Here is a 13,929-nt window from a genome sequence, read left to right as displayed (position 1 = left end):
TGAAGCCGCCATGGTACGCCAATCCAGCTATCAGGCATTGCCGGCGTGAATGCCCGCCATCGCCCCCAGTATGGCCGCCATGCTGGCCAGTTGCGCGGGCGGCGCGCTGCGCGTCAGTTCGCGGCTGACGAGGGTCACGACCTCGGTGGCGTTGGTCGCCAGCTCGCGTCCGGTGGCCGTGATCAGCGCCAGTCCCACCCTGGCATCACGCGGGTCGCTCTCGCGGGTGACCAGGCCGATTTTTTCCAGCGGCAGCAGGGCGCGCGTCACGCCCGAGGCCGATAAGCCGACCCGCTCGGCCAGGTCGATCCGGCGCAGCTTGCCCTCCGGCGCGTTATTCAGATGGTTCAGGATCTGGAAATCGCCAAAGCTGATGCCGTGATAGGTGCCGAGCGCGCTGTCGAAGCGGCGGATCAGCACGGCATTGGCGCGGGCCAGGCGCAGGCAAAAGTCCATTGCGGAAATCGAGTCGGTGGTCATGGTCGCTCCAGGTATTTTATGTATGCTTGAGCGCGCAAGTATATACCAGCTTCTCGGCGCGTACCGACAAAAAAACGGCGCCACCCGGGCGCCGTTCCTGTCCTGCTTAGCGGCCGCGGCCGCCCGAGCGGTGACCTGCACCACCGGCGCCGCCACCACCGCCACCGCCACCGCTGCGCGGTTTCGCGGTACCACGCGCACCGGCGCCGACCTTGATCACCTGACCGCCGCCACCACCGTTACCGCCACCACCGTTACCGCCGCCGCCGGAACGGCCAGCGCCGCCACCGGAGCGGCCGCCGCCACCACCGCCACGGCCACCGTGGCCAGGCGCGCCGCTACGCAGCTGGATTGGCTGGGCGCGCGCGCTTGGATCCGGCTCGAAGCCCGGAATCACCTGGCGCGGCAGGGTTTGCTTGATCAGCTTTTCGATGTCTTTCAACATGTCGTGCTCATCCACGCAGACCAGCGACACGGCTTCGCCGGTGGCGCCGGCGCGGCCGGTACGACCGATGCGGTGAACGTAATCTTCAGGAATGTTCGGCAAGTCGTAGTTGACGACGTGTGGCAACTGGTCGATATCGATACCGCGCGCGGCGATGTCGGTGGCCACCAGCACCTGCAGGGCGCCATCCTTGAATTCGGACAGGGCCTTGGTACGGGCCGACTGGCTCTTGTTGCCGTGAATCGCCATCGCGCCGATGCCGTCGGCACCGAGCTGCTCGACCAGTTTATTGGCGCCGTGCTTGGTGCGGGTGAACACCAGCACTTGGGTCCAGTTGTTCGACTTGATCAGGTGCGCCAGCATCGGGTGCTTCTTGTCGCGGTCGACCGGGTAAATGGTTTGCTGGATCACTTCGACGGCCGAATTGCGGCGCGCCACTTCGATCATCGCAGGCTTGTTCAGCAAGCCATCGGCCAGGGCCTTGATTTCGTCCGAGAAAGTGGCCGAGAACAGCAGGTTCTGGCGTTTTGGCGGCAGCACGGCCAGCACTTTCTTGATGTCGCGGATAAAACCCATGTCCAACATGCGGTCGGCTTCGTCGAGAATCAGGATTTCGACTTTCGACAGGTCGACGGTGCGCTGTTCCATGTGGTCCAGCAGGCGACCTGGCGTGGCGACCAGAATGTCGACGCCGTGTTTCAGTTGCTTGATCTGCGGGTTGATGCCGACGCCGCCGAAAATCACGGTCGAATTCAGATTCGTGTACTTGCCGTACAGGCGCACGCTCTCTTCGACCTGAGCGGCCAGTTCGCGCGTTGGCGTCAGGATCAGGGCGCGCACGTGGCGGGCCGCGGTCTTGTTGGTTTGCGCGGCGCCGATTTTGTCGGTCGACAGGCGATGCAGGATCGGCAGCGTGAAACCGGCGGTTTTACCGGTACCGGTCTGGGCGCCGGCCAGCAGGTCGCCGCCATTGAGCACAGCAGGAATGGCCTGGGCCTGGATCGGCGTTGGCGAGGTATAACCTTGTTCGGTGACGGCACGCAGAATCGCGTCGGACAGCCCGAGGGTAGCAAATGACATAGGTAGCTTTTTAGGTGAAGATCGGCCTGTCGCCCGGGATCAAGCTGGGCGCCAGTCAAGGCAATCGGATTAGGGAATCGAGGCGGCCGTGACTGGTGCGGCGCCGCCCGCCGTAAGCTGTCAACGACAGCCTGGCGGGATTATAAAGAAAGATGTTTCGCTATGGAAACGATCAGTGTAACGCTGTGTAACCGGGTGCCCGCAAAGACATTTCTCGCAGACACCAGTGTATTTTACGCGAAAGGGGCCAGCAGCGGAATCATCTGGCCGAACACCTTCGGCGCGGCGGCGACCACGTCGCCCTTGTGCAGATAAGCGGACTCGCCCGAGAACTCGCCGACGATGCCGCCCGCTTCGGTGACCAGCAGCGAGCCGGCGGCGATATCCCAGATTTTCAGGCCTTTTTCATAGAAGCCGTCGCTGCGGCCGGCGGCCACGTTGGCCAGTTCCAGGGCGGCCGAGCCGCCCGAGCGGATACCATGGCAACGTTCGGCCATGACTTCGTACATCTTCAGGTATTCGGCGAGGGCGCGCGGGCCGGCGCCGTGGCCGGAGCACAACAGGGCTTTGCCGATGCGGTCGTGGCTGGTGACGCGGATGCGTTTTTCGTTCAGGTAAGCGCCGCCGCCCTTGCTGGCGGTGAACAGGTCGTTGCGCACCGGGTCGTAGATGACGGCTTGCGTGACGATGCCGCGCTGCATCAGCGCGATCGAGACGCAATAGTTGGGGTAGCCGTGCATGAAGTTGGTGGTGCCGTCGAGTGGATCGATGACCCACGCGAAATCGCTCTCGTCATGCAGGTTCTTCGACGGGCCCGATTCTTCGGCCAGAATCGCATGGTCCGGGTAGGCTTTCAGAAGCGTCTCGATGATCGCTTGCTCCGCGGCCTGGTCGATGTCGGTGACGAAATCGTTGTGGCCTTTTTCCGTGATGGTGACGCGGTCGACGTCGAACGCGGCACGGTTGATGACGGTGGCGGCGCGGCGGGCGGCTTTGATCGCCGTGTTGAGCATTGGATGCATGAGGGCTTTTCCGTAAAATGAACGCTGACGCCCACGACGCCTGGCGCGCTGTGAACGAAATGAGAGAGAGTAATTTAAAGAGCGGTGCGGTGGGAACGGTTAGAATTCCGGCATTCCTGCAAAAATGTCAACCGTGTCTGTTGCGCGATAGCGCTATTTTACCCTAAATGAACCTGCCCCAAACCAACACCTCTTTATTTCAGCGGATGCGCTTCGTGCTGGTCCACACCAGCCGCGCCGGTAATATCGGTTCGGTGGCGCGCGCCATCAAGACCATGGGCTTCGGCGCGGCCGGCACAGGCGAACTTGTGCTGGTGGCGCCACGCTGCGATGATCCGCTCAACGACCCGGAAGCCGTCGCCTTCGCCAGCGGCGCCGAGGATGTCCTGAAAGGTGCGCGCATCGTCGACACCATCGGGCAGGCGCTGGACGGCTGCAATTTCGCCGCCGCCGTCTCAGCTCGCCTGCGCGAATTCTCGCCGCCGGTGTGGACCCCGCGCGCGTTTGCCGGGCACGTTGCGGCGGCCGGCGAGCTGAACCCTGCGCTGATTCTCGGCAATGAACGCTTCGGCCTGCCGAACCAGATCGTCGAGCAGTGCAACGTCCTGATCAATATCCCCGCCAACCCGGCCTATTCGTCGCTGAACCTGGCCCAGGCGGCGCAGGTGCTGGCCTACGAATGCCGTATTGCCGCGCTCGGTGAAGAAGGCGTGCCGGCAGTACCCAGCGCCATCGGCTTTCACGGCGCCGCTGCCGGCGTGACCGAGATCGAGGGCATGTACGCGCATTTGCAGCAGGCGCTGGTGGCCATCGATTTCCTCGACGCCGATAATCCGAAAAAATTGATGCCGCGCCTGAAGCGCCTGTTTTCGCGCACCCAACTGGAAACCGAAGAGGTGAATATACTGCGGGGCATCGCGCGCCAGATACTAAAACACACAAAACAAAAATGACCAAGGTTCATGCGTGTCGGGTAGACTTGTGATTGGTCTTATTACTGGGAAATGGAACTTCACATGGCTGGTCGCAGGGCGTTCCTGAAGGTGGGCATGGGTGCAGCGCTGGTGCTGGCCCTGGGTGGCGGCATCTACCGCGCCACCCAGCCGACTCCCGCCAGGGCGCCGCTTCCCCGTTTCGTGCTCGACGGCGAGGCGCGCGCCGCGCTGCAGGCGATTGTGCCGGCCATGCTGGCCGGTGCGCTGGCGCCCGGTCCGGCCTATGCCACCGATGTTGATGGCGTGATCGCACGCGTGCACGCCGCCATCCTGTCCCTGCCGCTGGCCAGCCAGAAGGAAGTCCAGGATCTGTTCGGGTTGCTGGCATTGGCGCCGGCGCGGCGCTTGCTGACCGGGATCGCCAGTCCATGGGGACAGGCGGCGCCGGCGGCGGTGCAGGCGTTTTTGCAGGACTGGCGCGTCAGCCAGTTCGGCATGCTGCGCGCGGGCTACGGCGCGCTGCAAAACCTCGTGATGGCCGCCTGGTATGCCGCGCCGGCCAGCTGGGCGGCGATCGGCTACCCCGGTGCGCAGCTGGAATGGGCGCCATGAAGGTGACCATTCCGGATCCGGTCGCCCTGGGTCTTGCGCGCGGCTGGGACGTCCACGATGGCGCCGCGCAGGAGCGTGACCGCACGTTCGAAGCGGACGTCGTCATCGTCGGCAGCGGCGCCGGTGGCGGCGTGACGGCCGAGATCCTGGCGCTGTCGGGTTTAAAAGTGATCGTGGTCGAAGAGGGCGCATTGAAAAGCTCGACCGACTTCAAGATGCGCGAAGCGGACGCCTACCCGCAGCTGTACCAGGAGGCCGCCGCGCGCAAGACGCGCGACAAGGCGATCAACATCCTGCAGGGGCGCACCGTGGGCGGCTCGACCACCATCAACTGGACCTCGAGCTTTCGCACGCCCGCCACCACGCTGGCCTTCTGGCGCGCGCGCCACGGCCTGGCCACATATGACGATGCCGCGCTGGCGCCCTGGTTCGACCTGATGGAGCAGCGCCTCGGCGTGGCCGACTGGACGACGCCGCCCAATGAAAACAACGATCTATTACGGCGTGGCGCCGCTGCCCTCGGTATCTCTTCCGGCTTGATCCGGCGCAATGTACGTGGCTGCTGGAACCTGGGCTACTGCGGCATGGGCTGCCCGACCAATGCCAAGCAGTCGATGCTGGTCACCACCATTCCAGCGGCGCTGGCGCACGGCGCCACGCTGCTCACGCGCATGCGCGCCGAGCGCCTGGTGTACCAGGGCGACCAGGTCACGCACCTGCTGTGCACCGCCCTGGGCGGCGACGGCATGACGCCGACCGGCAACACCATCACGCTGCGTGCGCGTCACTTCGTCGTGGCCGGCGGCGCCATCAACTCGCCGGCGCTGTTGCTGCGCTCGAACGCCCCGGACCCGAACTACGCGCTGGGGCGGCGCACTTTCCTGCATCCCACGGTGATCTCGTCCGGCCTGTTCGCGCAGCGTGTCGACGGTTACGCGGGCGCGCCGCAAAGCGTGTATTCAAACCACTTCCTCGACCAGGCGCCGGTCGACGGGCCGGTCGGCTTCATGCTCGAAGCGCCGCCTTTGCACCCGGTGATCCTGGCCACCACGCTGGCCGGCTTCGGCGCCGCGCACGCCGCGACCATGCGCGAATTTCCGCATATTCACGGCTTGCTGGCGCTGCTGCGCGACGGCTTCCATCCCGGCTCGAGCGGCGGCAGTGTGACGCTGCAGGGCGGCGCGCCGGTGCTCGACTATCCGATCCACGCCAGCCTGTGGGATGGCGTCCGGCGCGCCCTGCTGGCAATGGCCGAAATCCAGTTCGCCGCGGGCGCCCGGTCGGTCCAGCCGGCGCACGAAATGGCCGGACCCTACACCAGCTGGGCGGCGGCAAAAAAAGGCATTGCCGAGCTGGAATACCGCGTTCACATCACCCGTATCGTCTCGGCCCACGTGATGGGCGGCTGTGCCATGGACGCCGATCCGGCGCGCGGCGTGGTCGATCCGGACGGCCGCTACCGGGGCCTGCGCAATCTGTCTGTGCACGACGGTTCGCTGTTCCCGACCTCGATCGGCGCCAATCCGCAACTGTCGATCTATGCCATCGTGGCGCGCATGGCTAGCCAGCTGGCGCAGTCGCTGACCGGCAAACCCGCGCCGCGGCCACGCGCGGAAAGCGCTTGACGATGAGCGCGCGCCAGATGCTGCGTGCGCTGCTGCTGGTGCAGCTGGTGTGCGCTGCCCTGGTGGGCTATGCCATCGCGCGCGCTCTGCATGCCGGCTTCATCACTGGCCTGTTGGGTGGCGCCGTGGCGCTGGTGCTGGTGCGCCTGGCCATCAGCGCCAACAATTTCTGGCTGAGTTCCCGCTCGGCCAGCCTGACGCCGCCCGCGCACCGGCTCGGCGCGCGCGCTGCGCTGCGCCTGTTCGGCGAAGAATTCGCCCAGTCGATGCGCTATTCATCGTGGATCATGCCGCGCGCGCGGCCGTGCCTGCGGGTGTATGCCGACGCGCGCCTGGCGCCGGTGCTGCTGCTGCACGGTTATGGTTGCAACAGCGGCTACTGGGCGCACCTGACGCCGCGCCTGGACGCCGCGCAGATCAGCCACGCCACGCTCGACCTGGCGCCGGTGACCGCGCCGATCGATGCCTATGTGCCGCTGGTGGAGCAGGGCGTGCAGGACCTGCTGGCGGCAACTGGCGCGGAGCGGGTCATCATCGTCGCGCACAGCATGGGCGGGCTGGTCGCGCGCGCGTGGATGCGCACGTACGGGAGCGGGCGGGTTGCGCGCGTGATCACGCTCGGCACGCCCCATCATGGCACCAGCCTCGCCAGTTTTGGCATCGGTGCGAACGCGCTGCAGATGCGGCTGGGCGGCGCGTGGCTGCACGAGCTGGCGGCGTCCGAAAGCGCCGCCACGCGCGCGCTGATCACGTCGATTTATTCGCACCACGACAATATCGTCGCGCCGCAAACGTCGAGTGAACTCGATGGTGCGCGCAACCTGGCGTTCGGTGGAATAGGCCACGTGGCGCTGGGCGCGAGCCGGCAGATTTTAGACGCGCTCATGCAGGAACTCTGCAATTAAAACGCTACCAGCTTAGCGTTCCCCGACCGACCTCGACCACGCGCCCGCCGACCTGGATACGCCCATCCTCAACGTCGAGTGTCAGCACATTCGGCCGGTCGATGGCCGTCCCCTGGCGCACGGTCGCATGCAGGGGCACATCGCCCTGCGTCGCCAGCCACCAGCCGCCCAGGTTAGCGCAGGCCGAACCGGTTCCCGGGTCTTCACTGAGACTGTCCCCCGGCGTCCAGAAAAAGCGCACATCGAATCCGGCTTCGGTGCGGGCAAATACATACGCCTTGCCGCGCCCGGTGTCGTTGGTGCAGTGGCGGGCAACCAGCGCCGGCACCGGGCGGCACGCGTGGACGAAGTCGGCGCTGATCAGCGGAATCATCGGCTGCTCGTTGCCGCAGCTGACCCACAGCGCCGGCCCGGCGATCGCTTCCAGCGGGAGCCCCAGCATGGCCGCCAGCTCGGCCGGGGTCGCATCGACCGGCCGGTTGGTTGGCGCATTCGCGGCCAGGTGCCAGCGCCCGTCCTTGCAATGCACAGGGATGCTACCGGCCGCCATCTCGAGCGCAAAGGCGTTGCCGGCTGCGCGCAGCTGGCTGACCACCTGGGCCGATCCAAGCGTGGGGTGGCCGGCAAACGGCATTTCGTAGGCCGGCGTAAAAATGCGGATGCGCGCCGCGGCCCGTTCGGACGGCAGGATGAAGGTGGTTTCGGACAGGTTGAACTGGCGTGCGACCAGCTGCATCTCGGCGTCGGTCAGGTCGCTGGCGTCCTCGATGACGGCCAGCGGATTGCCGCTGAAAGGCGAGGTGGGCGATTCAGCGAAGACGTTCACGAGACGGTATTGAATGGTTGGCATGCGGCGTTCAAAAAAAGTGGTGGAGGAACCTGCATCATGCGCGAGGGCGCCGGCAAACACAACGCCTCTGCCCCCTGCGCTTTCTTTTCCCGCACGACCGTTCGATGTTATGCTGCCCCCAATAACCCCACCACGCCCCACTCCATGCTCCAGAAAGCCCCCCGCCGCACGCGCGAACGCATCCTTGAATTGTCGCTGCGGCTATTCAATGAATTTGGCGAGCCGAACATCACGACCACCGTCATCGCGGAAGAGATGAATATCTCACCGGGAAACCTGTACTACCATTTCCGCAACAAGGACGACATCGTCAACTCGATTTTCGTGCAGTTTGAAGCGGAGATCGAGCGCATCCTGACGGTGCCGGCCGGGCGCCGCTCCAACTTGCAGGATGTGTGGCTGTACCTGCACCTGATGTTTGAACTGATCTGGCGCTACCGCTTTTTTTACCGCGACCTGAACGACCTGCTGTCACGTAACCGCAAGCTCGAAGTCCACTTCAAGGCGATCCTGGCGCACAAGATCAAGGTAGCGCGCCAGCTCTGCGAAGACTTGCGCAGCGAGGGTTCGCTGGAGGCGTCCGACGCCCTGATCAACGCGATGGCGACGAATATGGTGGTGGTGGCGACCTACTGGCTGTCCTACGAATACGTGCGCAATCCGCGCAAGTACAGCGAGCAGCAAGCCATGGCCGATGCGCTGGCGCGCGGCTGCTACCAGGTGCTGTCGATGGTCGGCCCTTACCTGCGCGGCGACACCCATACCCTGTTCCAGAAACTGTCCGACGAGTACCTGCAAAAACTCCCGCCCGACGCACCTCCCGAGAAGACCACTGCATGACCAACAACCTGAAAACCATCTGCGTCTACTGCGGCGCCTCGAACGGCCTGGACGCCGTGTATGCGGACGCCGCGCGCGCGCTGGCGCAAGCGCTGGTGGCGCACAATATCGCGCTGGTCTACGGCGGCGGCAAGGTCGGCCTGATGGGGGTGATTGCCGACGAGGTGCTGCGCCTCGGCGGCGACGTCACCGGCGTCATCCCGCAAGCGTTGCTGGAACGCGAAGTGGGGCACCGCGGTCTGACGCGCCTGTTCGTCGTGAAGGACATGCACGAGCGCAAAGCGATGATGGCGCAACTGTCCGATGGCTTCATCGCCATGCCGGGCGGGATGGGCACGCTGGAAGAATTGTTTGAAATGCTGACCTGGGCCCAGCTGGGCATCCATGCGAAACCGATCGGGCTGTTGAACGTGAACGGCTTTTACGATGGCCTGATCGGCTTTGTGGCGCACCAGCGCGACCAGGGTTTCGTCAGGCCCGAACATGCGGCGCTGATGCAGGCCGATGCGGATGCCAGCGTGCTGCTGGCGCGCCTGCGCGGCCCTGCAAGCTAGGGCTGCATGGCGGGTGCCTTGCCGGCCTTGGCGTCGGCCTGCGTGGCCAGCAGGCTGGCGATGCGCGCGGCCGGCACCGGTGGGCTGAACAGGTAGCCCTGCATCTCGTCGCAATCGTGACTGCGCAGGAAGGTGCGCTGTTGCTCGGTCTCGACGCCTTCGGCAATCACGCGTAAATTGAGCTTGTGCGCCAGCGAGATGACGGCCATCGTGATGGCCTGGTCGTCGGCGCTGTCGACCACGTCCCGGATGAACGATTTGTCGATTTTAAGTGTACTGATCGGAAACGATTTCAGCGCCGACAGGCTCGAATAGCCAGTACCGAAGTCGTCGATCGACAGCGACATGCCCATCGCTTTCAATGCGCGCATCTTGTCGACCGATTGCACCAGGTCGCGCATGATCAGGCTTTCCGTCACTTCCAGTTCCAGCCCTTGCGGCGCCAGGGCGCTGTGCGCGAGGGCGGCGGCAATGCGCTCGACCAGCGCAGGCTCTTCGAACTGGCGCGGCGACACGTTCACCGAGATGGTAATCGGATCGAGTCCGGCGTCGCGCCAGGCCTGGTTCTGGCGGCACGCGGTGCGCACCACCCAGTCGCCCAGCGCCACGATCATGCCGCTCTCCTCGGCAAGGGGGATGAAGCGCAAGGGCGAAATGGCACCGAACTCCGGGTGGTCCCAGCGCAGCAGCGCTTCGACGCCGAACATGCGCCCGCTGCGCAGGTCGATCTTTGGCTGGTACACCAGGCTTAGCTGGGACGGGCCGCGGGCAAGACCGAGCGCGGTATCGAGGGCCGTGCGCAGGCCGTCGAGCAGCACCAGTTTTTGTTCGACGCTGGCATTCATCTCGCGCGCATAGAACTGGAAATTATTGTGGCCCAGCTCCTTGGCCCGGTACATCGCCGCGTCGGCGTTCATCAACAGCGTGCTCGCGTCCAGGCCGTCGCGCGGGTACATCACCACGCCCATGCTGCAGCTGACCTGGACCGACTGGCCGTTGAGCAGCACCGGTTCGTTGACGGCGCGGCGGATTTTGTCCAGCAGCGGCGCCAGCGCCAGTGCATCGTCGCTCGCCACCGGCATCACAATCACGAATTCATCGCCGCCGAAGCGCCCGAGGGTATCCTTGCGACGCATGCAGGCCTGCATGCGCGCGCCGACGATCTTCAAGAGTTCGTCGCCGGCGTTGTGGCCGAGGCCGTCGTTGACGAGCTTGAACCCGTCGAGGTCGATGAAGGCGAGCGCCACGCCCGTGTGTTTCGGCGCGGCGCCGAGGATGGCGCGCTCAAGGCACTGGCGCACCAGCAGGCGGTTTGGCAGGCCGGTCAGCTCGTCGTGATGCGCCATGTGGAAGATGCGCTGTTCGGTCATCTTGCGTTCGGTGATATCGCGCACGATGATCACCAGGCCGCTCTCGACGGGCACCACCTGGCGTTGCAGCCAGCGCCGGTCTGGCGTGGTGCGGTCGCTCTGCCATTCCGTTTCGCTGGCCCGGCCACTCTGCGCTACCTGCTTCAGGTCGTCGAAGATGCCGTGCTTGCGGTAGGCCGGCAACACCTCAGCCAGATGCCGACCGGCGATGGCCGCTTTGGTCAGGCCTGTGAGGGCTTCAGCGCGGCTGTTGATGTCCTCGGCGATGAAGTCGACGATGTCGCCGTCGGCGCCCTGCACGCTGCGGATCACGAAAAATGCGTCGGGACTCGCTTCGGATGCGGCGGCATAGGTTTCCTTCGCCCGCCGCACGCCGCGGCGGGTGCGCGCCAGTTGCCACGACCAGGTCGCGACCAGCGCCACGATCAGGGCCAATGCGGCGCTGGCGCCGCTGGCGGCCAACAGGTAATTGGCGCGCAGCTTGCGGTAGGGCGCCAGCTGCTCATCCTGCGCCAGCGCCACCATGGCCGTCACGTCGAAGCCGTGCAGGCGGCGCATGGCGGTGTAGCGCGGCACCCGGTCGGGCAGGTCGGCGCCAAGGGAAACCACGTCGTCGCGTGCCGTGGCGACGGGCACGACTGTGCCCCAGGAGAGCTGCTCGCCCACGCGCAGCGCGCGCGCAATGCCGTCATTGCCGATCAGTCCCAGTGCACCATGCTGGCCCTGGCGCGCCTGCTCGTACGCGCTGGTGAAATAGGCCGGGTCGGCTTCGATAATGGCGATGCCGGCAAACGCGCCCGCGGCGTCGTTCAGGCGCCGAGTGAAGTGCAGGTGTGGTTCCGGATCGGCCTCATCACGCATGGTCTGGCTGATGAAAGGCGCGCTGGTGGGCTGGTCGCGGTGGATGGTGAAATAGCGCTCGCGCGCCACGTTGATCGGGCGCATGTAAGGATTGCTGGCCACCACGCTGCCATTCTTGTCGGCCACGCTGACGACGAATACGAGGGTTGACGGCAGCAGTGCTTGCTCGCGCAGCGCGGCGAGCGCTCCGGCGGGGCCATTGATTTCGACCGCGTATTTCAGCACTTTCAGCGTCTGGTCGATACTGGCCAGGTTGCGGCCCAGCTGTGCTTCATACGTATCGACGTGCTCGCGGGCGGCGGCGCGCGCCGCCGCGATGGCATGTTCGCGCGCCACGCCAATGAAGTGGAAGGTGACGATCCAGACCGCCACCAGCAGCACCAGCGCGAACAGCGGCAGCGAGATGTGGGTGTCGAGCGCGAGGGCCAGGCGCGGGCGGGCGGCCTTGCCGGCGCGGGTGGGCGCGTCCGGCGCCATCAATGCAGCACCAGCACCGGGCGCACGCTGGCATCGAGCGCAGTGCGTTCGATGTAACCGATCAAGCCCGGTGTGTCGGCCACCAGTTTCCTGACGGCGGCGTCGCCGTCCACTTCGCGCGGCGGCTGGCCGTGCCCGGTGAACAGCATCCTGGACCAGTAGGCCCTCAGCAGCGCCGGCGTTTTCGACGCCACGCGGACATAAAACGCTTCGCGGGTGGCGCAGCCCACCGGCTGGTCGATGGCGGCGACTGCGGCGCCGTCCGGAAACTGCGCCGCCTGGCCGAGGAAGATGGCGGCCACCTGGCCCGCGCGCAGCATCGGCGCCGTGCTGCGCGCCGAGACAATGACCACCAGGTCGGCAGCGTCGGCGCCGTGCAGCACGCCGGCCAGCATGGCGATGGCAGCGAGGAAGGGCAGGAATGGGCGTAGGGACAGTGTCATGGGCGTCCTCAAAACACGAAATCGAGCGTGATGCTCGTCACATTGATCGGGCGACCCGATACGAACCCCGGCTGCGTGTTTTTCAGCGTGCCGCGGCTGGTGCCGTGCGGTGTGACGCGCTCGCACTGCAGTTTCAGGGCGATGTTTTCCAGCGCGTCCCAGCGCATGCCGACGCTGGCGGTCGACTGTTCGGGCAGGGTAATGAGAATCTGGTTCAGGGCCGCGTTGAGGGCGGCGCCGCTGGCGGCCAGTTGCGGTCCCAGGCCAGCCAGTGCCAGGCCGCTGGTGGTGGTGTCGCTCTGGGCGTGCACGGTGCTGTAGCCGGCGTACGGCGTGAAGGTGCGCCAGCGATAGCCTGCGCCCACGGCCAGTGCGACGTTGGTGCCGAGCAGCGACTGCGAACGCTGGCGCGTGCCTTCGATGGTGGCGAACCAGTCGCCGGTGTCGTATTCCATGCCCAGCGCCACCAGCACGAAGCGCTTGTGGTCCACCGAATAGCGCTCGGCCAGGTTGACGCCGGCGCGACCATACTGGCTGAGCGCGGCGAACAAGGGGTCGGCCAGGTTGACCGTGACGTTCCCGCCGATGACCGCGCCGCGCGCGCTGAAGCTGCCCACGTCGACACTGTGTGCGAGGCCCGCGATGCCGCTGGCGCGCGCGCGCACCCCTTCGGTCAGCGGCAGGTCGGTGCGGCCGGCCTGGATGCGCGTGGTGTGGCGCACGTCGCCCGTGTGCCAGCGCCACGACAGGTCGGCGCCGTCGCCGCTGGTGATCGGGAGGCCGCCCGCCACCTCGTTCGGCTGGCGCACGGCGCTGTAGATGTAGCCCACCTTGCGGTGTTCGGCGGCCATGAAGACCGGCAGCGACACGCGCCCGACGCGCACGGCGAGGTCGGGCGTGACCTGGTATTTCACGCTGGCCCATTCCACTTGCGGACGGTAGCTGTTGTCGTAACGCTGTTCACTGACCAGTTGCAGCACGGCGGACCATTCTGGCGCCAGGGCCATGTTGAGCTGCAGGCCGAGGCGCGAGTCGACGTCGGCGCTCCAGCGCCCGCTGGCGCCGGCGCCACGGCCTTTGAGTACCGAACTGGTGAAATCGGCCTGATCGGTATTCGCATGCACGGCGCTGAGGGTGCCGAACCCGGACAGCGTCCAGCTGCCGGGCGAGACGTCATTGGCCAGCGCGGCGCTGCAGCACAGCGTGGCAGCGAGGGCGCAGGCGATGCCGGACAGGGAGGAAAATTGAAAAATCATGGCTAGGCAGGACCGCGCAAAATCGCGCGCAGGGACACAAACGGTAAGTACATGACTGTAACCGTTGCGGTATTGCCTGTCGACAAGTTTCTTGTGATTACAGAAACAAAGAGGCTATTTTGTTACTTAAAGGTGAAAATATTGTATTTTAGGCACTATTAACTTGAGGCGCGT

Annotated in this window: 13 protein-coding genes; 6 read left to right on the top strand and 7 right to left on the bottom strand. The window is 65.6% G+C overall.

Translation table 11 applies throughout. The annotated features are described in order from the left end of the window. Positions 1-30: 30 nt before the first annotated feature. From V6M87_RS15625 to V6M87_RS15615, 3 genes are all read right to left on the bottom strand, one after another. A complete protein-coding gene (locus V6M87_RS15625; RefSeq protein ID WP_332877567.1) occupies positions 31-480 on the bottom strand; it encodes a MarR family winged helix-turn-helix transcriptional regulator in 450 nt (149 codons plus the stop codon). Positions 481-586: 106 nt separating this feature from the next. After that, on the bottom strand, positions 587-2,005 hold the full coding sequence (locus V6M87_RS15620) for a DEAD/DEAH box helicase (RefSeq protein ID WP_332877566.1): 1,419 nt from the start codon (positions 2,003-2,005) through the stop codon (positions 587-589). Between the two features lie 233 nt (positions 2,006-2,238). Then, complete coding sequence (locus V6M87_RS15615; protein WP_332877681.1) at positions 2,239-3,018, bottom strand: inositol monophosphatase family protein; 780 nt, start codon at positions 3,016-3,018, stop codon at positions 2,239-2,241. Between the two features lie 176 nt (positions 3,019-3,194). On the opposite strand from V6M87_RS15615, the gene V6M87_RS15610 reads away from it, so the two are divergent. From V6M87_RS15610 to V6M87_RS15595, 4 genes are all read left to right on the top strand, one after another. Beyond that, entirely contained in the window at positions 3,195-3,980 is a 786-nt protein-coding gene (locus V6M87_RS15610) for an RNA methyltransferase (protein WP_332877565.1), read from the top strand. Between the two features lie 63 nt (positions 3,981-4,043). After that, positions 4,044-4,574: a hypothetical protein gene (locus V6M87_RS15605; protein WP_332877564.1), complete on the top strand. Its 531-nt coding sequence runs from the start codon at positions 4,044-4,046 to the stop codon at positions 4,572-4,574. After that, entirely contained in the window at positions 4,571-6,199 is a 1,629-nt protein-coding gene (locus tag V6M87_RS15600; protein WP_332877563.1) for a GMC family oxidoreductase, read from the top strand. The genes V6M87_RS15605 and V6M87_RS15600 overlap by 4 nt, the downstream gene beginning before the upstream one ends. Before the next feature lie 2 nt (positions 6,200-6,201). Further along, on the top strand, positions 6,202-7,104 hold the full coding sequence (locus V6M87_RS15595; protein WP_332877680.1) for an alpha/beta fold hydrolase: 903 nt from the start codon (positions 6,202-6,204) through the stop codon (positions 7,102-7,104). Positions 7,105-7,108: 4 nt separating this feature from the next. Here V6M87_RS15595 and V6M87_RS15590 read toward each other — a convergent pair whose 3' ends face one another. Beyond that, complete coding sequence (locus V6M87_RS15590) at positions 7,109-7,954, bottom strand: PhzF family phenazine biosynthesis protein (protein ID WP_332877562.1); 846 nt, start codon at positions 7,952-7,954, stop codon at positions 7,109-7,111. Positions 7,955-8,098: 144 nt separating this feature from the next. Here V6M87_RS15590 and V6M87_RS15585 point away from each other — a divergent pair, with 144 nt between their 5' ends. Both V6M87_RS15585 and V6M87_RS15580 read left to right on the top strand, forming a co-directional pair. After that, positions 8,099-8,794, top strand: a complete 696-nt coding sequence (locus V6M87_RS15585) for a TetR/AcrR family transcriptional regulator (protein WP_332877561.1) — start codon at positions 8,099-8,101, stop codon at positions 8,792-8,794. Further along, entirely contained in the window at positions 8,791-9,348 is a 558-nt protein-coding gene (locus V6M87_RS15580) for a TIGR00730 family Rossman fold protein (protein WP_332877560.1), read from the top strand. The genes V6M87_RS15585 and V6M87_RS15580 overlap by 4 nt, the downstream gene beginning before the upstream one ends. On the opposite strand, the gene V6M87_RS15575 is transcribed toward V6M87_RS15580, so the two are convergent. The 3 genes from V6M87_RS15575 to V6M87_RS15565 are packed head-to-tail and all read right to left on the bottom strand — an operon-like array spanning position 9,345 to position 13,755. Further along, on the bottom strand, positions 9,345-12,056 hold the full coding sequence (locus tag V6M87_RS15575) for a bifunctional diguanylate cyclase/phosphodiesterase (RefSeq protein ID WP_332877559.1): 2,712 nt from the start codon (positions 12,054-12,056) through the stop codon (positions 9,345-9,347). The two genes, V6M87_RS15580 and V6M87_RS15575, sit on opposite strands and share 4 nt — an antisense overlap. After that, complete coding sequence (locus tag V6M87_RS15570) at positions 12,056-12,499, bottom strand: phosphate ABC transporter substrate-binding protein (RefSeq protein ID WP_332877558.1); 444 nt, start codon at positions 12,497-12,499, stop codon at positions 12,056-12,058. Before V6M87_RS15570 ends, V6M87_RS15575 begins: the two co-directional genes overlap by 1 nt. An 8-nt stretch (positions 12,500-12,507) precedes the next feature. Beyond that, complete coding sequence (locus V6M87_RS15565; protein WP_332877557.1) at positions 12,508-13,755, bottom strand: hypothetical protein; 1,248 nt, start codon at positions 13,753-13,755, stop codon at positions 12,508-12,510. Positions 13,756-13,929: the final 174 nt, after the last annotated feature.

This window comes from Massilia sp. S19_KUP03_FR1, assembly GCF_036688685.1.
Taxonomy (GTDB): domain Bacteria; phylum Pseudomonadota; class Gammaproteobacteria; order Burkholderiales; family Burkholderiaceae_D; genus JALYUM01.
Note: the sequence above shows the minus strand (reverse complement) of the source record. Positions and strands in the feature narration are given on the sequence as shown.